The 25693-nt window shown below is 52.0% G+C and carries 18 protein-coding genes; 5 read left to right on the top strand and 13 right to left on the bottom strand.

Annotated features, from left to right (window positions below; genetic code table 11):
• Window positions 1-63 precede the first annotated feature (63 nt).
• Both ACTNCH_RS02655 and ACTNCH_RS02660 read right to left on the bottom strand, forming a co-directional pair.
• A complete protein-coding gene (locus ACTNCH_RS02655) occupies window positions 64-2058 on the bottom strand; it encodes a 2-oxo acid dehydrogenase subunit E2 (protein ID WP_441015014.1) in 1995 nt (664 codons plus the stop codon).
• Window positions 2059-2123: 65 nt separating this feature from the next.
• Window positions 2124-2882, bottom strand: a complete 759-nt coding sequence (locus ACTNCH_RS02660) for a DeoR/GlpR family DNA-binding transcription regulator (protein WP_441015012.1) — start codon at window positions 2880-2882, stop codon at window positions 2124-2126.
• A gap of 287 nt (window positions 2883-3169) precedes the next feature.
• Between ACTNCH_RS02660 and ACTNCH_RS02665 the strand changes: the two genes are divergently transcribed.
• Window positions 3170-3658, top strand: coding sequence for a QueT transporter family protein (locus tag ACTNCH_RS02665; RefSeq protein WP_441015010.1), 489 nt, complete (start codon window positions 3170-3172; stop codon window positions 3656-3658).
• Between the two features lie 159 nt (window positions 3659-3817).
• Window positions 3818-5191, top strand: coding sequence for a sodium-dependent transporter (locus tag ACTNCH_RS02670; RefSeq protein ID WP_441015008.1), 1374 nt, complete (start codon window positions 3818-3820; stop codon window positions 5189-5191).
• A gap of 64 nt (window positions 5192-5255) precedes the next feature.
• Here ACTNCH_RS02670 and ACTNCH_RS02675 read toward each other — a convergent pair whose 3' ends face one another.
• From ACTNCH_RS02675 to ftsH, 6 genes are all read right to left on the bottom strand, one after another.
• Window positions 5256-7001: an ammonium transporter gene (locus tag ACTNCH_RS02675; RefSeq protein WP_441015006.1), complete on the bottom strand. Its 1746-nt coding sequence runs from the start codon at window positions 6999-7001 to the stop codon at window positions 5256-5258.
• A gap of 473 nt (window positions 7002-7474) precedes the next feature.
• A complete protein-coding gene (locus ACTNCH_RS02680; RefSeq protein ID WP_441015004.1) occupies window positions 7475-8938 on the bottom strand; it encodes a DUF2142 domain-containing protein in 1464 nt (487 codons plus the stop codon).
• Between the two features lie 393 nt (window positions 8939-9331).
• Complete coding sequence (locus tag ACTNCH_RS02685; protein ID WP_441015001.1) at window positions 9332-10282, bottom strand: ROK family glucokinase; 951 nt, start codon at window positions 10280-10282, stop codon at window positions 9332-9334.
• A 22-nt stretch (window positions 10283-10304) separates the two neighbouring features.
• A complete protein-coding gene (gene hprK / locus ACTNCH_RS02690; RefSeq protein ID WP_441014999.1) occupies window positions 10305-11240 on the bottom strand; it encodes an HPr(Ser) kinase/phosphatase in 936 nt (311 codons plus the stop codon).
• A 131-nt stretch (window positions 11241-11371) separates the two neighbouring features.
• Window positions 11372-13231: an excinuclease ABC subunit UvrC gene (gene uvrC, locus ACTNCH_RS02695; protein WP_441014997.1), complete on the bottom strand. Its 1860-nt coding sequence runs from the start codon at window positions 13229-13231 to the stop codon at window positions 11372-11374.
• A gap of 151 nt (window positions 13232-13382) precedes the next feature.
• Complete coding sequence (gene ftsH / locus ACTNCH_RS02700) at window positions 13383-15317, bottom strand: ATP-dependent zinc metalloprotease FtsH (protein ID WP_441014995.1); 1935 nt, start codon at window positions 15315-15317, stop codon at window positions 13383-13385.
• 421 nt (window positions 15318-15738) lie between these two features.
• Here ftsH and ACTNCH_RS02705 point away from each other — a divergent pair, with 421 nt between their 5' ends.
• Complete coding sequence (locus tag ACTNCH_RS02705) at window positions 15739-17355, top strand: CTP synthase (RefSeq protein ID WP_441014993.1); 1617 nt, start codon at window positions 15739-15741, stop codon at window positions 17353-17355.
• Between the two features lie 91 nt (window positions 17356-17446).
• Here ACTNCH_RS02705 and ACTNCH_RS02710 read toward each other — a convergent pair whose 3' ends face one another.
• Both ACTNCH_RS02710 and galE read right to left on the bottom strand, forming a co-directional pair.
• The gene (locus ACTNCH_RS02710) at window positions 17447-18901 is read right to left on the bottom strand and encodes a DUF1846 domain-containing protein (protein ID WP_441014991.1); all 1455 of its coding nucleotides are present in this window, start codon (window positions 18899-18901) and stop codon (window positions 17447-17449) included.
• Window positions 18902-19024: 123 nt separating this feature from the next.
• Complete coding sequence (gene galE / locus ACTNCH_RS02715; protein WP_441014989.1) at window positions 19025-20044, bottom strand: UDP-glucose 4-epimerase GalE; 1020 nt, start codon at window positions 20042-20044, stop codon at window positions 19025-19027.
• Between the two features lie 208 nt (window positions 20045-20252).
• Here galE and ACTNCH_RS02720 point away from each other — a divergent pair, with 208 nt between their 5' ends.
• Window positions 20253-21557 (top strand): TrkH family potassium uptake protein, encoded by a 1305-nt coding sequence (locus ACTNCH_RS02720; protein ID WP_441014987.1) that lies wholly within the window; start codon window positions 20253-20255, stop codon window positions 21555-21557.
• A 6-nt stretch (window positions 21558-21563) separates the two neighbouring features.
• Complete coding sequence (locus tag ACTNCH_RS02725) at window positions 21564-22286, top strand: potassium channel family protein (RefSeq protein ID WP_441014985.1); 723 nt, start codon at window positions 21564-21566, stop codon at window positions 22284-22286.
• A gap of 25 nt (window positions 22287-22311) precedes the next feature.
• Here ACTNCH_RS02725 and ACTNCH_RS02730 read toward each other — a convergent pair whose 3' ends face one another.
• The 3 genes from ACTNCH_RS02730 to ACTNCH_RS02740 all read right to left on the bottom strand — a co-directional run bounded on the left by ACTNCH_RS02730 (window position 22312) and on the right by ACTNCH_RS02740 (window position 25687).
• The gene (locus ACTNCH_RS02730) at window positions 22312-23307 is read right to left on the bottom strand and encodes a DUF5688 family protein (protein WP_441014983.1); all 996 of its coding nucleotides are present in this window, start codon (window positions 23305-23307) and stop codon (window positions 22312-22314) included.
• Between the two features lie 227 nt (window positions 23308-23534).
• A complete protein-coding gene (locus ACTNCH_RS02735) occupies window positions 23535-24641 on the bottom strand; it encodes an ABC transporter ATP-binding protein (protein ID WP_441014981.1) in 1107 nt (368 codons plus the stop codon).
• Between the two features lie 2 nt (window positions 24642-24643).
• A complete protein-coding gene (locus ACTNCH_RS02740; protein WP_441014979.1) occupies window positions 24644-25687 on the bottom strand; it encodes a FecCD family ABC transporter permease in 1044 nt (347 codons plus the stop codon).
• Window positions 25688-25693 lie beyond the last annotated feature (6 nt).

Raw genomic sequence — 25693 nt, forward strand, 5'->3', positions numbered from 1 at the left:
ATGGCAGTAGCCGAGGGCGGGGTTGGTGTCGCCCCCGGCTTTGAAAGTTGGTTGGCTTTTTTATTATTTCATCATCAGAAGTGAGAAGTTCTCAAGCGCTCCGCACAGCTCCTTCACGAAGCGTGACGCCGGGGAACCGTCTACGGCTCTGTGGTCGTAGGTCAGACACAGCCCCATCGCCTGGTAGGGCTTGATCTCTCCGTTGACTTCCTTGATGCGGGTCGTGGTTCCGCATACGCCCAGGATACCTACCTGAGGCGGATTTACAATAGGTGTAAACATCTCTACGCCCAGGGAACCTACGTTGGATACGGTAAAGGTCGCTCCGGAAAGCATATCCGGCGTTGCCTTGCCCTCCTGGCAAAGCTTTGCCAGACGTTTTGCCTCTGTGCTGATCTCTGCCAGACTCATCTGATCCGCATTGAAAATGGTCGGTACAAACAGTCCCTTGGGTGTATCCACTGCCATTCCCAGATGTACGTGATGATACTGACGGAGCATATTTTCCTGAGGCATGGTCGCGTTCAGATCCGGATGGTGCAGAAGGATTCTGGATACCGCGAACAGTACCATATCATTCAGTGTAATATTCGGCATACCCATGGTCTCGCCGTTGGCTTTGATCTGCTTTCTCAGTGCCAGCAGTGCGGACGCGTCAAAGGAATGATAATGGGTCAGCTGAGCCATGGTGCTTAAGGACTTCATCATGCCCTTTGCGGTCGCCTTTCTCACGCCGGAGAACTTCACATCGGTGTACTCTGCTCCATCTGCTGCAGGCGCTGCCGCCGGTGCTGCCTTCGGAGCCGGTGCTTCTGCTGCCGGTGCCGGTGCTGCCGCTACCGCGGGAGCAGGTGCCGGTGCGCTTGCCGCATACTTCTTCACATCGACCTCCATCACTCTTCCGTGAGCGCCTGTGCCGGTAGCTGCGGTAGCGTCTACGCCAAGCTCTGCCGCTGCCTTTCTGGCTCTCGGGGATACCTTTGCGTCCGGGTTGGCCGGGCCGTTTGACGCTGCTACAGGCGCTGCCGCGGGAGCAGGTGCCGGTGCTGCTGCCGGTGCTGCAGGCGCTGCCGCCGGTGCGGTACCTTCCTTCAGACCCTCGATGCTGTCGCCCGGCTGTCCTACCGCGCAGACATTTACAAGCACGGGTACTTCGTCGCCGTCGCCATAGAAAATCTTGAGCAAGGTTCCTGCCGCTGTGGACTCGCACTCGAAGGACGCCTTATCTGTTTCATATGTAAAGAGAACATCGCCTACATTGACCTGATCTCCCTCTTTCTTCAGCCACTCGGTAATCACGCATTCCTCTACGGTGATTCCTGCCTTCGGCATCAGGACTCCCTGTGCCATATGGGCTCCGCCTGCCGGTGCTGCCGCCGGTGCGGGCGCTGCTGCCGGTGCTGCTGCTTCTGCCGCAGGTGCCGCTGCAGGCGCGGTACCCTCCTTCAGGCCTTCGATGCTGTCTCCCGGCTGTCCGATTGCGCAGACATTCACCAGTACCGGTACCTCATCGCCATCCTGATAGAAGATCTTCAGAAGCTGTCCTGCCGCTGTAGACTCGCACTCGAAGGACGCCTTATCTGTTTCATATGTAAAGAGAACATCGCCTACATTGACCTGATCTCCCTCTTTCTTCAGCCACTCAGTAATCACGCACTCCTCTACGGTGATTCCCGCCTTCGGCATCAGGACTCCCTGTGCCATATGGGCTCCGCCTGCCGGTGCTGCCGCCGGTGCGGGCGCTGCTGCCGGAGCCGATGCCTCTGCTGCCGGTGCTGCAGGCGCTGCTCCTCCATCCTTAATTCCGGAAATATCGTCTCCCGGCTGTCCGATTGCACAGACATTGACCAGTACCGGTACCTCATCTCCATCCTGATAGAAGATCTCCAGTAATTCTCCTTCTGCTGTGGACTCGCACTCAAAGGACGCCTTATCCGTCTCATAGGTGAAAAGAACGTCGCCTACATTGACGTGGTCGCCCTTCTTCTTCAGCCATTCCGTAATCACACATTCCTCTACGGTGATTCCCGCTTTTGGCATTAATACGCCTACTGCCATGTTTTTACCCTCCATTATAATTCCTATATAGTTCCATTTTATTGCTCACATTTTCAGGATTCTGTCTACAGAATCTGGGTTCCGGACTTTTCCGCCCGTTCCCTTATGGATGCCGGAAGTTCTCCATCGGTAATGATATAATCCACATCTTCCACATTTCCAAAAGTGTAGGGAAGAATCTTTCCACATTTGGAGCTGTCCATCAGGATTACCTTCTTTCCGGCCCGCTCCAGCATAAGCCGTTTGACTAACATCTCATCCTCTTTACCGCAGGTAAAACCACCCTTGTCCGCATAACCGGATACTCCGATGAACGCCAGCGCGATATTGATCCCGCCAAGCATCTGCAGGGTACTCTGCCCTGAGACTGCCTGGTTCAGCCTGTTCAGTGTTCCGCAGCACATATGAATCGTCGGTGCGGACAGCCTGGATAATTCAATGGCCACATTGGGGGCCGTCGTAAAAATGTTCAGATCCATGTCCGGCAGCATCTGCGCCAGGGCGATACTTGAGGTTCCCGCGTCCATAAAAATGGCGCTTCCCGGTTCAATCAGCTTCAATGCCTTTTTCGCCATCTCGCGCTTTGCTTTCATGTTCGTCTGCATCCGCGCTTCCAGCTTAACCTCTGTGGGACTCAAACCCTGCACCACTGCAATTGCGCCTCCACGGCTTCTGGTAATCAGGCCTTCCTTCTCCAGCTTTTCCAAATCCCGGTGGATGGTCATCAGACTGACCTCCGGATAAAGAGCCCCCAGCTCCTTTACGGTAACAGCGCCCTTCTCCTGGATATATTTTCCTATACTCTCTTTTCTGAGTAAATTCATAACGATACATCCTTTGTTAAGATTTGTTACATTGATCCCGTTCTGTATAACACATCATAACATTTTATAACATTTAAGTCAACGTATTTTTCACATTTTTCCTCTTTTCTTCTATAGGAAGCTTTTACTGCCGGGGCTTGATTTTTCAGTTAAACCATGTTATACTATCGCCTGTTGCAAAGCCCACAAAAACAAGGTCTTATTGGGCTTTCGCCGATTCCCGGCGTTAAATGAATCGAGTGTTCGTGACCTTCCACTCGTAAAACAAAACTAAAGGAGAACTGAATATGAAAACAAACAAGGTACAGTTTATGACCCAGGCAGCTATGATCGCTGCCATCTATGTGGTGCTCTGCGTGGTCTTCCAGCCTATCAGCTACGGACCCATCCAGACCCGGATCGCCGAGGCGCTGACGGTTCTGCCGTTCTTTACCCCGGCTGCGATTCCCGGCCTTTTCGTAGGCTGTCTGATCGCCAATCTTCTGGGCGGCGGTATCCTTCTGGATGTAATCGCAGGAAGCGTGGCTACGCTGATCGCAGCCTTTGCCACCTACGCCCTTCGCGGCAAAAGCCGGTATCTGGCTTCCGTTCCGCCGGTTGTGGCCAATGCCCTTATCATTCCCTGGGTATTGAAATACGGCTACGGCGAGCCCTTCCCCATTCCCTTTATGATGGGAACCGTCGCTGTGGGTGAGCTTCTGACCGCTACGATTGTGGGAACTATCCTTCTGGTAGTCCTGGACCGTTACCGGACCGCTATCTTCAAGACAGCATAAGCTAAGGGTATCTTGAAAAACCTTCGAACACTTTTCTGTTGAAAGAGCAGAAAAGTGTTCTTTTTTATCAGCATTTCACCGCTTTAATCCGCTGTATTGACGCATTGGTACATTGTTTGCTATGATTATACTTATTTAAAATAAGAGGGAGAATTTTGTATGGAAAAACGTGAACGCTTTTCATCCCGGCTGGGCTTTATCCTGATTTCAGCCGGCTGCGCCATCGGACTGGGAAATGTCTGGCGCTTTCCTTATATCACCGGTAAATACGGCGGAGCTGCCTTTGTACTGATTTATCTGGTCTTTCTGATCATCTTAGGTATGCCGATTATGGCTATGGAATTTGCGGTGGGCCGCGCCAGCCGGAAATCCGCGGCGCGCAGCTTTCATGTGCTGGAGCCCAAGGGCACCAAATGGCACATTGAGGGCTATCTGGCCATGCTGGGCAATTACCTGCTGATGATGTTCTATACCACCGTGGGCGGCTGGATGATTTCCTATATCTTTAAGATGGCTTCCGGTTCCTTCCAGGGGCTCGCTCCGGATCAGGTGGGCGGCGTATTCAACGATATGCTGTCCTCTCCGGGCTCGATGACCTTCTGGATGGTGGTAGCTGTACTTCTGGCCTTCGGTATCTGCAGTATGGGACTCCAGAACGGCGTTGAACGCATCACCAAAATCATGATGTCCTTTCTACTGATTATCCTGATCGTGCTTTGCATCCGCAGCGTGACCCTCCCGGGCGCGTCCGCGGGACTTCAGTTTTATCTGATTCCCGATTTCGGCAAAATCGTGGAAAATGGTCTCGGAGAGGTCATCTTCGCAGCCATGGGACAGGCCTTCTTTACCCTAAGTCTTGGCATCGGTGCCATGGCCATCTTCGGCAGCTATATCAGCCGTGACCGCACTCTGATGGGAGAATCTGTCAATATCTGTATTCTGGACACCATCGTAGCCCTGATGGCCGGACTGGTGATTTTCCCGGCCTGCTTTGCCTTCGGGGTAGATCCGGGCGAGGGACCCGGACTGGTCTTTGTCACCCTGCCGAATATCTTCAACCAGATGGCTGCCGGAAGACTGTGGGGAACCCTGTTTTTTATCTTTATGAGCTTTGCGGCCCTGTCCACCATCATTGCCGTCTTTGAAAATATCATCAGCTTCGGCATTGACCTGTGGGGCTGGACCCGTAAAAAATCTGTCCTTGTAAACCTGGTTCTGATTCTGGTGCTGTCCCTGCCCTGCGTACTGGGCTTCAATGTATGGAGCGGTATCGCGCCCCTGGGAGCCGGAAGCACTATCCAGGATCTGGAGGACTTTATCGTATCCAACAACCTGCTTCCCCTGGGAAGCCTGCTCTACCTGCTGTTCTGTACCAGCCGCTATGGCTGGGGCTGGGATAATTTCATTGCCGAGGCAGACGCCGGTAAGGGAATCAAGTTCCCGAAATGGGCCAGATTTTATGTCAGCTACATCCTTCCGCTGATTGTGCTCTTTATCCTTGTGATGGGATACTGGCAGAAATTCGCGGCGTAAATAAAGCACATTGTTTAAAAAGCCCCTCTTCATGCAGTCACTTGCATGAAGAGGGGCTTTTTATTTATTCTACATCCTGCAGAGCGTCCATATCCACTTCGCCGGTACGGACCTTAACCACCTTATCCACACTGTATACAAAGATCTTGCCATCTCCGATATGTCCGGTATACAAAGCCTTCTTAGCTGCCTCGATCACTGTATCTACCGGGATACTTCCGACAATCACCTCTACCTTTACCTTGGGAAGCAGGGTTGCGTCCATCTCAACGCCACGATATTTCTCACCTGCGCCCTTCTGGATACCGCAGCCCATAACCTGGGTTACAGTCATACCTGTTACGCCGATATCGTTCATGGCCTTCTTCAGCTTGTCATAACGTGACAGCTTCGCAATGATGGATACCTTGTAAATACCCGTTGCGGATACCGCCGGCTGGATGACCTTCACCGCCGCGTTCTTCTGGACCTCGGAAGCTGCCTCATATTCATCTACGCCCAGATTGGTGTTCTCATTTACCTCCATGGTCATGGTATTGGAGATATCCATAATGCTGAAGCCGGCATAAGCGGAGGGAAGTCCATGCTCACAGGAATCCAGACCTACAATTTCTTCTGTCTCACTTACCCGGAGTCCGAACACTGCCTTGATAAAGAAGAATACCAGCGTCATGGTGACTCCGGTCCAGGCGAGTACGGAAACCATGCCCAGAAGCTGTTTGCCCAGAAGCGTAAAACCACCGCCGTAGAAAAGGCCTATCAGCGTATCATTTCCCGGAGCGCTGGTTGTCGCGAAAAGACCTACCGCAATGGTTCCCCACATACCATTCATGAAATGAACGGCTACCGCGCCAACCGGATCGTCCACATGCAGCACATAATCCAGAAACCATACGCCGAATACCACCAGGACGCCTGCCACCGCACCGATGATAATTGCACCGAGACAGTCTGTCACATCACAGGGAGCTGTAATCGCTACCAGACCTGCCAGAGACGCATTCAGGCACATGGATACGTCCGGCTTGCCGTAACGGATCCAGGTAAATACCATACACACTATGGTTGCCACAGCAGGAGCCACCGTTGTAGTCAGAAATACGCTTCCCAGCTGCTCTACGCTTGTGCAGGCCGCGCCGTTGAAGCCGTACCAGCCCAGCCACAAAATGAAGCAGCCCAGACAGCCCAGGGGCAGGTTGTGTCCCGGAAACGCGTTTACCTTGATAATCTTTCCTTTCTTATCCTTTCCGAATTTTCCGATACGGGGTCCGAGAATCTTCGCGCCAATCAGCGCGCTGCAGCCGCCTACCATATGGATTGCGCAGGATCCTGCGAAATCATGGAAGCCAAGCTGCGCGAGCCAGCCGCCGCCCCAGATCCAGTGCGCCTCAATGGGATACACCAACGCGGAAATGATAGCGGAGTATACACAGTAGGAAAGGAACTTTGTTCTCTCTGCCATGGCGCCGGATACAATCGTCGCTGTCGTGGCGCAGAATACCAGGTTAAATACAAAGCTGGAATAATCAAACTCTCCATAAGCTGTAAAAATATCAAAACCGGGCTTTCCGATGAGTCCGACCACGTCCTCACCGAGAAGCAGCCCAAAACCAATCAGAATAAACACAACAGTACCGATACAGAAGTCCATAAGATTCTTCATCAGGATATTACCGGTGTTCTTGGCTCTCGTAAAGCCTGCCTCCACCATGGCAAATCCTGCCTGCATCCAGAATACCAGCGCGGCTCCAATCAGGAACCAGACAGCAAACAGCTGACCGTCAACAACACTTAACATTTCCTGGGTCATAACACTTCCTCCTCTTTTTTCACAGATTATCCTGCAGGGCTCCGGAGTTATAATACATTCCCTGCAGAACGGTAACGAGCTTTGCTCATTACGTGTGGCAATAAAAAAGGAGATTCGGTCCGGCGGAATATCCGCTTCCAAATCTCCTTTGATATGTGACATATTATACACAGGAATTTCAGAAACTGTCAATCATTAGATTATATAAAATTACATCTTAAATTTTTGTAAAATTCTTTGATTTTTAACAAAATGTGCAAAATCTCCGTTCATATTTTATTCATATTTCTTTTAAAAATCGTTCAATTCATGCTCATATCGAATTCATTTTCCGCCCATATAATAACAGTATAAGATAAAGAAAAACAAAGAAACACCTAACAAAGTCCATTACTTATTTTTTGAATAAACTTTTTCATAATAAATGCCAGGCAGAATAGCTGCCTGGCATCCTCCCGTTTATGGGGCTTTTTTTATTTTTCCTTCTTTTCTTCCCAGTCTTCCCCGTAAAGCTCCTCCATGGTATAAACCCGCACCACGGATTTATCCTCTACCTCCCGGTAGGCGGGCCACATGATTTTCACCACGCAAAACAGGGCGCAGCCTGCCATCCACAGACAGACAAGCGTCAGCAACACCGATATGGCCTTCCGAGCTGCCTCTCCCCACCGTCGCTCCAGCCATTTCACCCAGAAATACAGGCCTCTGGCTATATAATACATAAAGGGAAGCAGCATAGGCATACTGTAGCGTCCCTGGGGCTGGTAATCCGTCCCATAGGAATACCAGAAATTCAGGATATTCGGAACCAGAACTGCCACCAGCATTCCCAGATGCCAGCACAGACGCTCTGAACCGGGCAGCGTCTTTTCTGTCCTACCGCGGAATTTTACGATACTCTCTGCCAGCATTCCAAAAACTCCGGCTGCAAAAAGCAGACTGTAGCCAAGATACATCCACCAGCGCAGAGCATACCACAAGGGGCCCAGTACGCCGATAAAGCTCTTCCATACGGAAATGGCCCAGTCTGAATGAAACAGCATATAGGCCATGGAATGACCCTGGTTCCGATAATTCTGCCGGTTGGAGGGCTTCAGAATATCCATGGCGTAATGCTCCGCATACTCCTCCTGGGTCCGTAGTCCCAGAATGTCCCCGTCGTACAGGAAATAATTCCGTACAAACCACCAGCCTGCCAATACCAGTACGATACCCAGAATCAGAAAACCCTTTTTCCAAAATTGCTGCCAGATCAGCTTCTTCCGCTCCGGATCCGGCTCCTTCCGGCTCCATTCCAGATGAAAGCCCAGGTAAATCAGGGCCGCGGTAATCAGAAAACCATAGGCATTGTAGTAGGACAGGATACAGATAGCGCAGGAAAGCGCAATCCCGATACAGGTTCTGACGGAAAACCGGTCTTCCATTCCCCTGAGCACATAGAACAGAATCATGGCCGTAGCCATCAGCGCCATAGAATCACAATTCAGATAGGTAAACAGAAAGCAGGCCTGGGGCAGACAGACCGTCAGCAGAGTAAACAGCCACTGTACCGTCTTCCGGTCAAACAGCTTTACGGAAATTGCCCTCACATACCCGGCAAAAATCAAACCGCAGATCACGCTGACCAGACGTCCCGCAAAAATCAGGGAAAAGGCGTCCTTCGTCACAAGCATGGCAATCCGCACAAAGAGCGCCTCTGCCATCTGGGGCAGAATGGGCCGGAAGCCATAGGTAAAGCCCCAGGAATAATCCATAATTTCCTGCTGATAACCTGTGGGCAGCTTGCCGTATTCCACGATATAATCCACGATACGGGAGCGCATATACTCATCCGGCCCCTCGTTAAAGGGCAGGATCCAGGCCCAGGCGATCCAGATCAGCAAAAGGAAAGCAAAGAATGCCAGCTCTAACCCTTTCTCTTTTGTAAGCTTTTTCATAAATTTTACATATTCCTTTATTCCATATTTTTCTTGTTGTAAAAATCTATTATTTTATTATAGCAATGAATGAACGGGAACACAATATAGAACACCCACTTAAAAAGGGCAAAAAAAATGCGGAGGCATTCGCCAAGGTCACATGCAAGCATGGACTTTGGCTCACTGCTCACGCAAATAAAAGGGAGAGATAGGGCCTGGTGCCCTGTAATATAGAAAAAGGCATCACCACGGGAATTGGTAACGCCTTTGTTATCATTAGTATTTTCTCTGTATTATCTTTTGTTGGTATGATTCTACTACGCGTTCCCCCAAAAGTCAATACGTTCTGCCGTCCAAAAATGTTGGTAATTTTTGTCGATTTTTCTGTGATTTGCACAAAGCGCTGAAATCTCAGGCCTCTGCTCTTTCGTCCAGCATCAGCTTCGCGCAGCCATAGATACCTGCGTCATTGCCCAGCTCTGCCAGGGCGAACGGGGTCTCACGGGTAGATTTATAGGCTACGGTCTGATAATGCTTCTGCACATAATCCAGCAGAATGGGACCAGCTTTGGATACGCCTCCGCCGATTACGATGATCTCCGGATCTAATACGGCTGTCATGACCGCAACCACCTTGCCCAGATACGCGCCGAACTCTTCTACGATTTTCTCTGCCAGCGCGTCCCCCTCTTTTAATGCGTCAAACACGGAACGGGCGCTGATTTCCCGCTCACGCAGCACAGACGCCTCGTTGCTCTTCTCCAGCCATTCCTGCTCCAGGCGGGCGATACCGGTCGCAGACGCGTACTGCTCCAGACAGCCCTGGTTACCGCAGCCGCAGTGTCTTTCCTCGCCGTCCTTCACATGGATATGTCCAATCTCGCCTCCTGCTCCATGGGCGCCCACCAGAATCTTTCCGTCTATGACGATCCCGCCGCCGACTCCGGTTCCCAGCGTAATCATCAGGACGTCCCGATGACCTTTTCCGCCGCCCAGCCACATTTCACCCAGAGCTGCCACATTGGCGTCATTTCCTGCCTTACAGGGAAGTCCGGTCAACTCGGTCAGCTCCTTCGTTACCGCCTTATAGCCCCATCCCAGATTCGCCGTATGGGGCACGCTGCCGTCTGCGGCCACCGGTCCCGGCACGTCTACGCCAATGCCTGCGATCTCGCTCCGATCCAGCTTCTTCTCCTCCATTTTATCCAGAACAGCCTTTGCCAGATCCGGAAGAATCGCTTCCCCTTTCTTTTCCGTACGAGTCGGAATCTCCCATTTATCCAATACGATACCAGCTGAATCAAAAAGTCCCAGCTTCATGGTTGTTCCGCCGATATCGGCTCCAAAACAATATTTCTTCATGTTCTTATCCCCCATCACTTTTTTAGTTCTTTCTTGCCATGCTCTCCTGTACGCGGCGGTACAGCTCCTGAGCCGCGTTGTAGCCCATCTTCTTCTGTCTGTTATTGACAGCGGCCGTCTCTACGATGATCGCCAGGTTCCGGCCCGGACGGATGGGCAGGGAATGGCAGACTACCTTATTGCCCAGGAATTCAGTATACTCCTCTGTCAGTCCCAGACGATCGTACTCCTTGTCCTTATCCCAGTCCTCCAGCTTGATTACCATATCGATGGTCTGGGTTTCCTTGACACACTCCACACCGAACAGCGTCTTTACGTCCACGATTCCGATACCGCGCAGCTCGATAAAATGCTTGGTGATCTCCGGAGAACGGCCCACCAGGGTGTCGTCGCTGACCTTGTGAATCTCCACCACGTCGTCGGTTACCAGTCGGTGTCCCCGCTTAATCAGCTCCAGGGCCGCCTCGCTCTTACCGATTCCGCTCTCACCCATAATCAGGACGCCCTCACCGTATACGTCGACCAGTACGCCATGGATCGAGATACGGGGCGCCAGCTGCACGTTCAGCCAGCCGATGATGGCTGCCATAAAGTTGGACGTCTTCTTGTCGGAATAAAAGACCGGAACGCCGTATTGATTAGCCATCTCCAGGGCATAGGGCTCCGGCTCTGTACGGGAAGTATAGATCACGCAGGGGATATTGCTGGAAAAGAACTTCTCGTAGATAGGCTTCTTTTCCTCGTCAGTTCTGCTCTGCAGATACGTATATTCCACATATCCCAAAATCTGCACACGCTCTGTGGCGAAATGCGCGAAATATCCGGACAGCTGGATAGCCGGACGGTTAATCTCCGGGGACGCCAGCTTCTTTCCTGTCAGCTCTATCTCCGGCGTCAGATTCTTCAGATTCAGTTTTTCCACCATAAGCGTCATGTCTACGGTCTGTACACTTCCCATTTTTGTTTCCTCGCTTCCTTATTTTCCCTTTTTATCAATTCTGACTGTCTGCGTTTCCTGCATTCCCGCTTGAATCCGGTATCGCAGACTCTGTTTTTATTTTACCATACTGCCTGAGAGCGGTACAAGGATCAATGGAAAAATTTCCATACTTTCTCCGCGGCCGCCCGGTTCATGGAGGGTACGGCTGCCAGCGTCTCCACGTCTGCCTCCCGGATAGCCTCCAGCGACTGGAAATGACGCAGCAAGGCCTTTCTTCTGGCCGGACCGATCCCTTCGATATCGTCCAGCACGGAATGTACCTGCTCCTTGCTTCGCAGGGAACGGTGGTACTCGATAGCGAAGCGGTGAGCCTCGTCCTGGATCCGGGTAATCAGGCGGAAGCCCTCGGAATTGCGTTCAATGGGCAGCTCGCTATTCTGGTAATAGAGGCCGCGGGTACGGTGATTGTCGTCCTTGACCATACCGCAGACCGGGATGTTAAGTCCCAGCTCCTCCAGCACCTGCTGGGCAATATTGACCTGCCCCCGGCCGCCGTCCATCATCAGCAAATCCGGAAACCGGGTAAAGCTTCCTACCTCCTCCGGCATTTCCTTCTCCTTCAGTTCCCGGCTTTCCTCCAGTCCGTGGGTAAACCGACGGGTCAGCACCTCCCGCATGCTGGCATAATCGTCCGGCCCCTTCACGGTACGGATTTTAAACTTGCGGTAATCGCTGCGTTTGGGCTTTCCATGATCGTAGACAATCATGGATCCTACCGACTCGAAGCCGTTGGTATTGGAGATATCGAAGGCCTCGATACGATGAATCCCGGGAAGTCCCAGAATATCCGCAATTTCCTTCATAGCGCCTATGGTCCGTCCTTCTTCCCGCTTGATCCGCTCCCGATCCTGACTCAAAACCAGACTGGCATTTTTCTTCGCCAGCTCCACCAGCTTCTCCTTTTCCCCGATCTTGGGTACTCTCAGATAGACCCGGTGCCCCTTGCGGGCTGTCAGCCACTGCTCGATGAGCTCCTGATCCTCGACCTCGCATTCCAGCATCAGCTCCCGGGGAATGTAGGGTGTGCCGGCATAAAACTGCTTGATAAAGCTTCCCAGAATGGCAGCCTTCGGCTCTCCCTCATAGGTCTTCAGATAAAAATGATCCCGGCCGATGAGACGTCCGTCCCGGATAAAAAAGACCTGCACCACCGCGTCCCAGCCATCGCAGGACAGGGCGATAATGTCCTTATCTTCCATGTCGCTGTTGGTGATTTTCTGCTTCTGGGCAATCTGTCTCACACTGTTTAAAAGCTCCCGGTACTCGATAGCCTTTTCGAATTCCATGGCGTCGGAAGCCGCTGTCATCTTTTTCTCCAGCTCCTTTAAAAGCGGGGCATAATTTCCATTCAGGAAATCCAGCACCCGGGCTATGTTTTTTCCATATTCATCCTGTGAAATATAACCCTGGCAGGGAGCGTCGCACTGGTGAATGTGATAATTCAGGCAGGGGCGGTCTTTTCCTATATCCCGGGGCAGAACCCGGTGACAGGTGCGGATCTTATAAAGCTTATGGATAAGCTCTATGGTGTCCTTGACTGCTCCGGCGCTGGTATAAGGCCCGTAGTATCTGGCCTTGTCCTTCTTAAGCATTCTGGAAAACAGGACCCTGGGGTAAGGCTCATTGGTGGTTACCTTAATGTAAGGATAGGTCTTATCGTCCATGAGCATGGTGTTATATTTTGGACGGTGCTCCTTGATCAGATTGCATTCCAGAACCAGGGCTTCCAGCTCTGAATCGGTAATGATATATTCAAAGCGGGCAATGTGCGTGACCATCTGCTCGATTTTCGGTCCCTTGTTCCGGCTGCTCTGAAAATACTGACGCACCCGGTTTTTCAGGGAAATGGCTTTCCCCACGTAAATGATTGCGTCGGTCTCGTCGTGCATAAGATAGACGCCCGGTTTGGATGGAAGCTTTTTTAATTCTTCTTCGATGTTGAATTGCATGGGATGGCTCCTTATAAACGGACGGGGCTGCTGTAATATACATGGCTTTCAGCTTTCCATATCCCATGTCCGCCCGTTTCTCGTTACATCTGGATATAAGAAAGCTGTCTGCCTCATATCACAACAGCCCCTGTCTTTGAAAGGTGTTACGTTATGCTTCTGGTTCGTCGTTCGGTGTAGAAGTCGGGACACTGGCCTCCTCGCTGCCTGCCGGGGTCGGAAGACCTTTGACCTCCCGGAAGATCTGCATGAATTCTTTACCTGTGATGGTCTCTTTCTCAATCAGGAAGTCGGCAATTTTATCCATCGCTTCCCGGTTTTCGGAAAGAAGACGCTTTGCCTCCTCGTAGGAGTTCTTCAGAATCTTCATAACCTCCGTATCTACCTCGGCCGCTGTGGCGTCGCCGCAGTTCATGACGGTACGGCCGTTCAGGTATTCATTTTCCTGTACCTCCAGTCCCATCAGGCCGAATTTCTCGGACATACCATACTGGGTAACCATGGCCCGGGCCAGACGGGTGGCCTTCTCAATATCGTTGGCCGCTCCCGTGGTAACGGTGTCAAAAACGATTTCCTCTGCAGCCCGGCCTGCCAGAAGTCCTATCAGCATGGCGTCAATTTCTTTCTTCGTATTCAGGTATTTTTCTTCCTCCGGTACCTGCATCACATAGCCCAGCGCTCCCATGGTACGGGGTACGATGGTGATTTTCTGAACCGGCTCCGCATCCTTCTGCAGGGCGCTTACCAGGGCGTGTCCTACCTCGTGATAGGATACGATACGGCGCTCCTCCTTGCTCATGATACGGTCTTTCTTTTCTTTTCCCACCAGAACTACTTCTACTGATTCAAAGAGATCCTTCTGGGATACGGCCTTGCGTCCGTTCTTGACTGCCAGGATCGCGGCCTCGTTGATCATGTTGGCCAGGTCGGAGCCCACAGCTCCGCTGGTAGCCAGGGCGATGGCGTCCAGATCCACCGTTTCGTCCATTTTGACATTTTTGGAATGAACCTTCAGGATATCGACACGGCCCTTCAAATCCGGGCGATCTACGATAACCCGGCGGTCAAACCGGCCGGGACGCAAAAGCGCAGGGTCCAGAACCTCCGGACGGTTGGTCGCTCCCAGCACCAGGCAGGCAGTATGGCTGTCGAAGCCGTCCATCTCTGCCAGCAGCTGATTCAGGGTCTGCTCACGCTCGTCGTTGCCTCCCATGCGGGAATCACGGCTTTTTCCGATGGCGTCTATCTCATCGATGAAGATGATACAGGGTGAATGCTTTTTGGCTTCCTGGAACAGATCCCGCACACGTGACGCGCCCACGCCTACGAACATTTCCACAAAATCCGATCCGGACAGAGAGAAAAACGGCACATGCGCCTCTCCTGCCACAGCCTTGGCCAGCAGGGTTTTTCCGGTTCCCGGCGGGCCCACCAGCAGGGCACCCTTTGGCAGCTTTGCTCCGATCTGGGCGTATTTGCCCGGATTATGAAGAAAATCTACCACTTCCTGAAGCGACTCCTTTGCTTCCTCTTCTCCGGCCACATCCTTAAAGGTGACGCCGGTGTCCTTTTCAATATAAACCTTGGCCTTGCTCTTGCCCACGTTCATACCCATCATGCCGCCACCGCCGCCCATCCGGCGCATAATCAAGGCAAAAGCTCCCCACAGCAGCACAATCGGCAGAATAATATTAATCACCGCGGACAGGATTACAGCCTTCATATCCTCAATGGGAGAAGAATATTCCACGCCTGCTTTTTCCAGACGCTCCTGCAGCTGGTAATCCGGCACAATTCCGGTAGTATAGATCTGTTCCCTACCCAGCGCGTCCTTTTCCTTCGCTGTGATCTTCAGGCTGCTGGAGGTAATCTCAACCTCCTTTACCTTGCCCTCGTCCAGCATCTGTACAAATTCATTGTAGGTAATGGTATTGCTGGTGCTGCCCATGCTTCCGATATAATTCCAGAACAGGATCGCCACCATGGCAATGATCAGAAACATCAGAATGCTCTGACGGTTCTTCGGATTCTTATTGTTATCTCCGCCTCCGGAGGGGCGGTTGGAATTTTTGTTATGTTCTTCCATATTTCTCCTCCTTGTATGCTATAGCATGGAAATTACAGAAAATCCTCCAACCATAACACTTCTATTATAATGTCCGGAAAAGGATAAAGCAATATGGAAAAATCTGAAATTTCCCTAAACAAGTTCAGCCCAAGGTTCCATATATGCGGATTTCATGCTTGCATGAAAATCCGTATGTATGAAATCTTGGAGGGAGCGCCATGGTATGAGCAAAATGAGCTGCGACAGCAGCGGAGAGCTCCAAAGGAGCAGTTTTGCGAATGGCGCGGCTGAACGCAGTCAGCCATGATTTTTCTCTTTTTTCCTGCGTATTTCCATAATTTTTTTAGTGTGTTTTTCTGGATTTTCCTGTTTCACAGTAGTATAATAATTCAGTTATTTTTTACCTATTATCCCACTATCAAATAAGGAGGAAACGTACATGCCTGTTAAATATGTCTTTGTCACCGGCGGAGTGGTCTCCGGTCTTGGAAAAGGTATCACAGCGGCTTCTCTGGGCCGTCTTCTGAAGGCCAGAGGATACAAGGTGACTATGCAGAAGTTTGACCCCTACATCAATATCGACCCGGGCACCATGAATCCCGTACAGCACGGCGAGGTCTTCGTCACCGACGACGGCGCGGAGACGGACCTGGATCTGGGTCACTACGAACGCTTTATCGACGAATCTCTGACAAAAAATTCCAATGTTACCACAGGAAAAATCTACTGGTCTGTTCTGCATAAGGAACGCCGGGGCGATTACGGCGGCGGTACGGTCCAGGTTATCCCCCATATTACCAATGAAATCAAGAGCCGTTTTTACCGCAATTTTAATGAGGAAGAGACTCATATTGCCATCATCGAGGTGGGCGGTACCGTCGGCGACATCGAAAGCCAGCCTTTCCTGGAGGCCATCCGTCAGTTCCAGCATGATGTGGGACATGAAAATGCCATTCTGATCCACGTTACCCTGATTCCCTATATCAAGGCCTCCGGCGAGCTGAAAACCAAACCGACCCAGGCCTCCGTGAAGGATCTGCAGGGTATGGGGATCTGGCCGGATATTATCGTCTGCCGGAGCGAGCATCCGCTGGACAACCATCTGAAGGACAAAATTGCCCTGTTCTGTAATGTGCCCAGCTCCCATGTGCTTCAGAACCTGGATGTGGAGTATCTCTACGAGGCCCCGCTGGCCATGGAAAAGGAGCAGCTGGCCCAGGTGGCCTGCGAATGTCTGCACCTGCCCTGTCCCGAACCGGATCTCAGCGACTGGACTGCCATGGTAGACGCTCTCCGTCATCCCACCTCCAAGGTCCGCATTGCCATCGTTGGAAAATATATCCAGCTGCATGACGCTTACATCAGTGTGGTGGAGGCCCTGAAGCACGGCGGTATCGCCAGCCACTCTGTGGTAGATCTGAAATGGGTGGATTCCGAGCTGGTCAACGACGCCAATGCGGCGGAGTATCTGTCCGATGTGGACGGTATTCTGGTGCCGGGCGGCTTCGGCGATCGCGGTATCGAGGGTAAGATCAGCGCCATCCGCTATGCCCGTGAAAATAATATTCCTTTCCTGGGGCTGTGCCTGGGTATGCAGATGGCCATTGTGGAGTTTGCCCGCCATGTGATCGGCTACGATGACGCCCACAGTGTGGAACTGGATCCCAATACCACACATCCAATGATTCATCTGATGCCGGATCAGGATGGAATCGAGGATATCGGCGGTACCCTGCGGCTTGGTTCTTATCCGTGTATTCTGGATAAGGATACAAAGGCTTACGAGCTGTACGGCGAGGAGACCATTCATGAGCGTCATCGCCATCGGTATGAGGTCAACAATGATTACCGTGAGGTGCTGCGTCAGTCTGGGATGACGCTTTCCGGTATTTCGCCGGATGGAAGGATTGTGGAAATGATCGAGCTGAAAGATCACCCGTTCTTCCTGGCGACGCAGGCCCATCCGGAATTGAAATCCAGGCCGAACCGGCCCCATCCGTTGTTCCGGGGCTTTGTGGCAGCGGCGCTGGAATACCGGAATGAACATCAGAACTAAGCTTTCTACTTTCTATAAACGCAAACCAAAAACCGGGACTGTCTCAGCGGACAGTCCCGGTTTTCCATTCTTCTACGTTCTTTCTCTGTATCTATTTTGCCTCAGAGGTCAGCATAATTCCCAGTTTCTGGAAAGTCTTTTCATCTGCCGCATTCAGCATCCGGGAGGTATGCACCTGGCTGCCCCGGAGATTCGGAAGCTGGCGGAGAGCCAGATCTGCCAGCGGGTTGCTCTCTGTGCTGGAGGACAGGGCAATCAGAACCTCTTCCATGTGAAGACGCGGATTGCGGCTGCCCAGATACTCTACCTTCAGCTTCTGGATCGGCTTAATGACATTGGGAGTAATCAGAAGTACCTCCTCGTCAATGCCTGCCAGATGCTTCAACGCCTTAATAAGCAGGGCGGAGCAGGCTCCCATCAGATCGCTGGTCTTGCCTGTAATCAGGGTGCCGTCCGGCAGCTCGATGGCTGCGGCTGTGTGTCCGGTCTCCTCGGCGCGGGCCAGGGCTGCCGGTACGACCTTTCGATCTTTGACCGTCACGCCTGCATTATTCATCAGAAGCTCGATTTTGTAAGCCTCTTCCTCTTTGGATCTGCCCCGGGCGATATTGACCAGTGTCTGATAGTAGCGGCGGATAATCTCCTGTCCGGACGCCTCCCGGCAGGCCTCGTCGTCTATGATACAGTTGCCGGCCATATTGACGCCCATATCTGTGGGGGACTTGTAGGGGCATTCCCCGTAAATCTCCATAAACATGGCGCGCAGCACCGGGAAGATCTCCACGTCCCGGTTATAATTTACCGTAGTTTTTCCATACGCCTCCAGATGATAGGGGTCAATCATATTGACGTCGTTCAGATCCGCGGTAGCCGCCTCGTAAGCCAGATTTACTGGATGGCCGAGGGGCAGATTCCAGATGGGGAAGGTCTCATACTTGGCATAGCCTGCGCGGACGCCGCGCTTATGCTCATGATAGAGCTGGGACAGACAGGTAGCCATCTTTCCGCTTCCCGGCCCCGGCGCAGTGACAACCACCAGCGGCTTGGTGGTCTCGATATATTCGTTGTGGCCGTAGCCCTCGTCGCTTACGATAAAAGGAATATTGTTCGGATATCCCGGAATCAGGTAATGGCGGTATACCTTTATGCCCATTTTCTCCAGACGGCTCTGGAACATCTGCGCGCTGTACTGGCCTGCAAAATGGGTAATGCAGACGCTGCCCACATAGAGGTTCTTAGACTCAAAGATAGCCTTCAGGCGGAGCAGATCGGAATCGTAGGTGATTCCCAGATCGCCGCGCACCTTATTTTTTTCGATATCCTCCGCGCTGATTACGATGACGATCTCTACCTGATCGGCCAGCTGCATCAGCATCCGCAGCTTGCTGTCCGGCTCAAAACCCGGCAGAACGCGGGACGCGTGATAATCGTCGTAGAGCTTTCCACCGAATTCCAGATACAGCTTATTGTCAAACTGGGCGATACGCTCCCGAATATGCTCCGACTGCATAGCCAGATATTTGTCATTGTCAAATCCTTTTCTCATGTTTTCTCCCCTGTAATTAATTTTTCATACGTTATAAAAATAGTTTCTATTCCACAAAAAGGGGATACTGCCGCTCTGATTCGCAGCAGTATCCCGAAACAGTTCTATATTCCAACTCTTATCTTAGTCTGCATAACCGTTCGGGTTCATGGTCTGCCATCTCCAGGAATCCTCACACATTTCCTCAATGCCATACTCCGCTACCCAGCCCAGCTCCTTCTTTGCCTTGGTGGGATCTGCGTAACAGGTGGCAATATCGCCTGCACGGCGCGGTTTGATCTCATAGGGAATCTTTTTACCGCAAGCCTTCTCAAAGGCATGAACCACATCCAGAACACTGTAGCCCTTTCCGGTACCCAGATTGTAAATCAGTACGCCGGGATCGGTCTTCTCTACCTTTTTAATCGCTGCCACATGTCCCTTTGCCAGATCTACCACGTGAATGTAATCACGCACGCCGGTTCCGTCGTGGGTATCGTAGTCATTTCCGAAGACGCCCAGGCATTTCAGCTTGCCGATGGCTACCTGCGCCACATAGGGAACCAGGTTGTTCGGAATGCCCTTCGGATCTTCACCGATAAGGCCGCTCTTGTGGGCGCCGATGGGATTGAAGTAACGAAGCAGTACCACTCTCCACTCCGGATCGGATACAAAGATATCAGTCAGCACCTGCTCCAGCATGCCCTTGGTCTGTCCATAGGGATTGGTAATCTTACCCTTGGGGCATTCCTCGGTAATCGGGATAAATGCCGGATCACCGTATACGGTAGCTGAGGAGCTGAACACAATATTCTTTACATTGTGCTTTCTCATCACGTCACAGAGAATCAGAGTTCCGGTAATATTATTATAGTAATACTCGATGGGCTTGCGTACCGACTCGCCCACGGCCTTGTAGCCTGCAAAATGAATAACGGATTCAACCTGCTCCTTATCAAAGATGGCATTCAGGGCGTCACGATCCAGAATATCCGCCTCATAGAACGTAACCTTCTTTCCTGTAATCTGCTCCACGCGTTCCAGCGCTTTTTCACTTGCATTATACAGATTATCTACAACTACTACCTCATAGCCTGCATTCAATAACTCTACACAGGTGTGGCTTCCGATAAAGCCTGCACCGCCTGTTACCAAAATTGACATCAAACTGTCCTCCTGTTTTCAAAGGTTAGCCTTTGCTAACATTTGTTTCACTACTACTGCTAAATCATAACACGGTTTCGTAGGTGGTGCAAGTGCCATTTCCTCCAAAATAAAGTTTGATTTTTTCTTAATTTTCCCCGAATCTCTTGTTCCTTCCACTCTTTCCCCGTATAATAGAGACATGTCGTTAAAAACCAAGGGAGATCCTATGAAACATATTTTACGCTTTATTAAAATCCAGCCGCCCGCAAGACTGATTGCCGCGGGCTTTTTCCTGGTTATCCTAACCGGTGCCTGTTTCCTCATGCTGCCGGTATCCTTGCGCCCCGGCGTCCATACCAGCTTTCTGGACGCGCTTTTTACCGCCACCAGCGCCACCTGTGTCACAGGCCTGGTGACCGTAGACCCCGGCGACACCTATACGGTCTTCGGCCGGGTGATTCTGGCGCTGCTTATCCAGACCGGCGGTCTGGGCTTCACCTCCATGGGCGCAGGCCTTATGCTGGCTACCAAACGGCGGGTGGGATTTAAGAGCCGGCTTCTTTTAAAGGAAGCCCTCAATGTGGACAACTTCAGGGGCATCGTCCGGCTGTTAAAGGCTATCTTGCTTACCACCTTAATTTTCGAAACAGTGGGCGCTCTTCTGAGCTTTCCGGTCTTTGTCCGGGACTATCCGCCTCTGGAGGCTGTGGGAATCAGTATCTTTCATTCCATTTCCTCCTTTAATAACGCCGGCTTCGACATTCTGGGCGGTGGCCAGAGTCTCATTCCTTACCAGAACGATATCCTGCTGAACCTGGTTACCGGCGGCCTGATTATCTTCGGCGGCCTGGGCTTCCTGGTGATCCTGGACGTCCTGAGAAACCGCTCCTTCCGGAAGCTGACCCTCCACTCTAAGGTGGTTATAAGCACCACCCTGACGCTTCTGATTGCGGGTACCCTGATCTTTCGTTTTACGGAGCATATGCCCTGGATTGGCGCGTTTTTCAACAGCGTCACCCCCCGGACTGCCGGCTTTGCCACTTACCCTATAAATGAGTTTTCCCATGCAGGACTCTTTGTGATGATTCTGCTGATGTTTATCGGCGCGTCCCCCGGCTCCACCGGAGGCGGTATCAAGACCAGCACCTTCTTTATCCTGATGCAGACCATGCGGAGTGCCCTGAATAAGCGACACATGGGAGCCTTTCACAGGAGCATTTCCCCGGAAAATACCTCCCGGGCCTTTCTGATTACCCAGCTGTCCCTCAGTGTCGTTCTCATCGGAACCTTTCTGCTCTGTCTCCTGGAGCCTTCCTTTGAAATGAGGCAGCTGCTTTTTGAGGTTGTCTCTGCCTTCGGCACCGCAGGACTGTCCACGGGAATCACGGCGGATCTGCATGCAGCCAGCAAGCTGCTCCTGATTTTCCTGATGTTTATCGGAAGACTGGGTGCATTTACGATTATCACCATGTGGATTGAACGGCCGGAGCAGAATGCCCGGTACACGGAAGAATCCATCACCATCGGTTAACATAACATGTTTTTGTCAGGCTCTTTTGCCTGCTATCATTACAGAAATGAGGAAGCGAAAAAGATGAAGAAAAATGCAAATTCTACCTTTGGAATCGTCGGCCTGGGCCGTTTTGGAACTGCTCTTGCCATCACTCTGGCGGAGGCCGGAAAAGAGGTCATTGTCGTCGATCAAAATGAAGAAAAGGTCAAGGCTATGCGGCAGTATACCGAATACGCCTTTGTCTGTGACAACCTCTCCAAGGCTACCCTGTCAGAGGTGGGAATCCAAAACTGCGATACTGTCATCGTCTGCATCGGCAGCCGTATCGATACCAGTATTCTGACCACCCTGAACGTGGTTTCCCTGGGCGTGCCCCACGTGATTTCCAAGGCCACCAGTCAGGATCAGGGCGCTGTTCTGGAGAAAATCGGCGCGGAGGTGGTCTATCCGGAGCGGGATATGGCCATCCGTCTGGGCAAGAAGCTCCTGTCCGGAAACTTCCTGGATTTCATTTTCCTGGACAATGATATCGAGATCCAACAGGTACCGGTCAGCGGCTTTATCGAAGGAAAAACCATTCAGGAAATCAATATCCGTAAAAAATACGGCCTGAATATCATTGCCATTGAGCACGATCAGAATACCATCATCGAGCTCTCCCCCGACTATAAGTTGCAATCGGAGGATATCATCGTCGTCATCGGAAAAGTTCAAAATATCCGGAAGCTGGAAAGGGATTTGGCGTAACTGCCAAATCCCTTTCCGGTTTCCGCTAAAATTCTACCGTCCGGAAACTTCCGTCCTCTTCGTTATAGAAAAATACCTTCTGGGACAACCGGTTCTCCTCCCCGCAGGTACGGTTCAAATGTTTCAGGCTCCGCAGAATCCGGATAGGAAGAGCACTTCCCGCCGGGTGGATACAGGCCTCATTGACACTGGTAAACGCCACGTAAAAGCTGCCGCCGGACAGCTTTGCCAGTCGCTCCTTCACCCCAGGATAAAACATGGCAATGGCTCCGTTCAGCCTCCGGGTGGTGGTCACAAGCGGCGCGCACTCCGGACTCAGCTTCTGAATTTCGCTGTCCTCATCCATAAACATTCCCTTTTCACAGGGCGCATGGATACTGTCCACCGGATCCACATACAGTCTCGGGGGCGCGGCGGCATAGGTATTTCTCATGGCGTCCTCCCAGATTTGCTTCCGGGGCAGCTTCCAGCTGTCTGCCGTAACCCGGGGAACCTTGATGGTACCCAGCCCCTTTTCTCCCTCATACACGGTCAGATACAGCACCAGCGCCACATCTCCATACCGTTCATAGACGTATTGGCGCAGCTCCTGTCTGCAGTCCCGGAAGTAAAGCGGGCGAATCTGAAGTCTGTCCCGCACAGCCTCATAATTCCGCATCTGCTCCAGTACTCCTGTTTCTGCCATTTCCCGGGCTGTGTCAAGACTATCCTTCACATATTGCCAGACGCTGTCCCAGCCCTTCTCCTCCTGCCGTTCATAGAGCTCCTCCAGGGAAAAGCGGGAAATCTGTGCCAGACGTTCCTCCTGGTTCTGTGTCACAGTCACATAGTCTCCAAGCAGCACCCCGGATTCCGTCCGGTAATAGCGCAGATTGGTCTCCCGGACAAAGGCTTCTTCATAGCCCTCGTCCCCTTCGGAAAGACCCTCCCGGTAAAACCGTATCTCCCCGGGTTTCATTCCCCACTCCTGCTTTTTAGAAAGCTGTGTAAGAAACCTGTCGCAAAACTCCTGATATGTCACGCCATATCCTCCTTAAATTTAGCTGTATTGGTCCGAACCTTCAACCTCCTTATCTGACGTAAACGCTGGCCCATACGATTGCTCTTATTTCGTATGGGCCTTTCAAAAAAATCATGGGATCAATGGGGAAGAAATACCCCGGTGATACAAAAGATTCATCTGATACCAAAAGAATAGCATAGTGTAATGGAATTGTAAATCAGTTCCGTTCGACAGGTTCCGCGAAGTTATTCCAGCTTTCCCTGTATTTTTGCGTAATTTCGCAGCTCCAGAAGACCTGCTGCCACGCCGGCGTCCCCGCCTTCCGGCAGATCCACCGTACAGATTACACGCTCGCAGTTATCCACCAGACGCTTTGCCTCTGCCAGTGCCTCCGGGCTGATGGCCTGAAAGGCCGGAATACTGACGATCGATGCCGCCAGAGCCTTTGCGGAGGGGTAGTCCAGATCATTTTCCCAGAGAATTCCGGCCGCAAAGGGAAGCTGCTCCCGCTGCAGTCTCCGGAATACCGCCGTCCCGGTGCCGTTTCCGGCCAGCACAAAGACCTTCGGCTCCCCGGACGCCGCCGGAAGCTCCAGATCTCCGGTCAGCTCGTCGTAGGTTCCCACCGTCATGCCATACAGCTTCGGAATATAGCCTTCTGTGAAGATCTCCTCCGGCGTGCCGAACCGATCCACCTTATCTCCCCGGACGCAGGCAATCTTATCCGAGATACGGCCCGCCAGATCAAGCTCATGCAGGGACATGATAACCGACAGATTTCTGTTTCGGGACATATCCTGGATAATGGAAAGAAATTCCAGCTTGTAACGAATATCCAGAAAGGAGGTAGGCTCGTCCAGCACGATGATATCCGGCTGCTGACAGAGGGCCCGGGCCAGCATGACCCGCTGCTTCTGTCCGTCGCTGGTCTTTGTGAAATCCCGGTCCGCCAGTTCGTGAATGTGCACCAGCTCCATGGCCTCCTCCACCACGTCCCAGTCCTCCCCGGACAGTACGCCGAATTTTCCCGTGTAGGGATAGCGGCCTGTGGCCACCACATCCCGGCAGGTCATCATCTCCGGGCGTACCCGCTCTGTCAATACGACGGAAAGCTTCCGGGACAGTTCCTTTCCGCTTAATTCCTCCATCTTCTTCCCGTCCAGCACCGCCACGCCACCCAAGGGTACCAGCTGCCGGATAATGCTTTTCAGAATGGTGGTTTTTCCCGCTCCGTTGGGGCCGATCAGCGTCAGAATCTCGCCCTTTTTCAGACTGATTTCAATATTCCGGATCAGAGGAACGCCATGGTAGCCCACCGTCAGTCCTTCCGTATGAAAATAATACGTATCCATGACTATTCCCCCTTCTCTTTCTTTCTGTGAATCATAATATAGATCACCACCGGCGCGCCGAATACTGCCGTCACCGTACTGATGGACAGCTCGGTGGGGGCAAACATGGTCCGGGCCAGCAGGTCGCAGAACAGACAGAAGGCTGCTCCGCCCAAGAAGCAGGCCGGGATCATCAGGATCGGCTTCGCCGTTCCGAACAGATTTTTCACCAGATGGGGCACCGCGATTCCCACAAAGGAAACAGGACCCGCAAAGGCCGTCACACAGGCAGACAGGACGCTGGATAAAAGCACCAGCAGAATCCGGAAAAGCTGCACATTCAGGCCCATATTTTTCGCATAGGCCTCGCCCATCTGGTAAGCGCTGATGGGCTTGGACATCAGAAATACACAGATGGCCGTGATACACACTACGATAGCCATAATCAGCACGTTATCCCAGGTCATACCGGAAAAGCTTCCCTTGGACCAGTTGTGGAGATTGACGATATCTGCGTCGTCCGCAAAGGTAACCACAAAGTCCGTCACTGCCGAACAGATATAGCCGATCATGACACCGCTGACGATCAGCATGGACATCTGATCCAGTACCCGGGACATGAGAATCACAAAGCCCATACAGATCATGGAGCCCACAAAGGCCGCACCAATCATCACCCAGGAGCTTACACGCAGGGCATTTCCCAGGGACGCCACCATCACCAGGGCCACCACCAGCTTGGCACCGGAGGAGATACCCAGGGTAAAGGGGCCTGCGATGGGGTTGTGGAAGAAGGTCTGCAACAGATACCCTGACAGGGCCAGTCCGCCGCCCAGAATACCTGCCGCAGCCGCCCTGGGGAAACGGATTCCCATAACGATATCCGTATAGGTATCACTGCTTCCGTTTTTTCCCAGAATCCGTGGAATCTCCTGAAGGGGAATCGTTACGGTTCCGATACAGATGCTTAAGACCAGAAATACCAGCACCAGCAAGGCCAATATGAAAAAGGCCGCCCCGTATCGTCCTCTGTTTCCGGCATTGCTGCCGCCTGTCACCCGGTTCATGTCTAT

The sequence above is a fragment of the Candidatus Merdisoma sp. HCP28S3_D10 genome, from assembly GCF_052065835.1.
Taxonomy (GTDB): domain Bacteria; phylum Bacillota; class Clostridia; order Lachnospirales; family Lachnospiraceae; genus Laedolimicola.

Coding starts and splice junctions, on each gene's coding strand:
- ACTNCH_RS02710 (WP_441014991.1), bottom strand. CDS start 18,901: ATGAGAAAAGGATTTGACAATGACAAATATCTGGCTATGCAGTCGGAG.
- ftsH (WP_441014995.1), bottom strand. CDS start 15,317: ATGGAAGAACATAACAAAAATTCCAACCGCCCCTCCGGAGGCGGAGAT.
- ACTNCH_RS02705 (WP_441014993.1), top strand. CDS start 15,739: ATGCCTGTTAAATATGTCTTTGTCACCGGCGGAGTGGTCTCCGGTCTT.
- ACTNCH_RS02660 (WP_441015012.1), bottom strand. CDS start 2,882: ATGAATTTACTCAGAAAAGAGAGTATAGGAAAATATATCCAGGAGAAG.
- uvrC (WP_441014997.1), bottom strand. CDS start 13,231: ATGCAATTCAACATCGAAGAAGAATTAAAAAAGCTTCCATCCAAACCG.
- ACTNCH_RS02720 (WP_441014987.1), top strand. CDS start 20,253: ATGAAACATATTTTACGCTTTATTAAAATCCAGCCGCCCGCAAGACTG.
- ACTNCH_RS02680 (WP_441015004.1), bottom strand. CDS start 8,938: ATGAAAAAGCTTACAAAAGAGAAAGGGTTAGAGCTGGCATTCTTTGCT.
- ACTNCH_RS02685 (WP_441015001.1), bottom strand. CDS start 10,282: ATGAAGAAATATTGTTTTGGAGCCGATATCGGCGGAACAACCATGAAG.
- galE (WP_441014989.1), bottom strand. CDS start 20,044: ATGTCAATTTTGGTAACAGGCGGTGCAGGCTTTATCGGAAGCCACACC.
- ACTNCH_RS02740 (WP_441014979.1), bottom strand. CDS start 25,687: ATGAACCGGGTGACAGGCGGCAGCAATGCCGGAAACAGAGGACGATAC.
- ACTNCH_RS02655 (WP_441015014.1), bottom strand. CDS start 2,058: ATGGCAGTAGGCGTATTAATGCCAAAAGCGGGAATCACCGTAGAGGAA.
- hprK (WP_441014999.1), bottom strand. CDS start 11,240: ATGGGAAGTGTACAGACCGTAGACATGACGCTTATGGTGGAAAAACTG.
- ACTNCH_RS02670 (WP_441015008.1), top strand. CDS start 3,818: ATGGAAAAACGTGAACGCTTTTCATCCCGGCTGGGCTTTATCCTGATT.
- ACTNCH_RS02665 (WP_441015010.1), top strand. CDS start 3,170: ATGAAAACAAACAAGGTACAGTTTATGACCCAGGCAGCTATGATCGCT.
- ACTNCH_RS02725 (WP_441014985.1), top strand. CDS start 21,564: ATGTTTTTGTCAGGCTCTTTTGCCTGCTATCATTACAGAAATGAGGAA.
- ACTNCH_RS02675 (WP_441015006.1), bottom strand. CDS start 7,001: ATGACCCAGGAAATGTTAAGTGTTGTTGACGGTCAGCTGTTTGCTGTC.
- ACTNCH_RS02735 (WP_441014981.1), bottom strand. CDS start 24,641: ATGGATACGTATTATTTTCATACGGAAGGACTGACGGTGGGCTACCAT.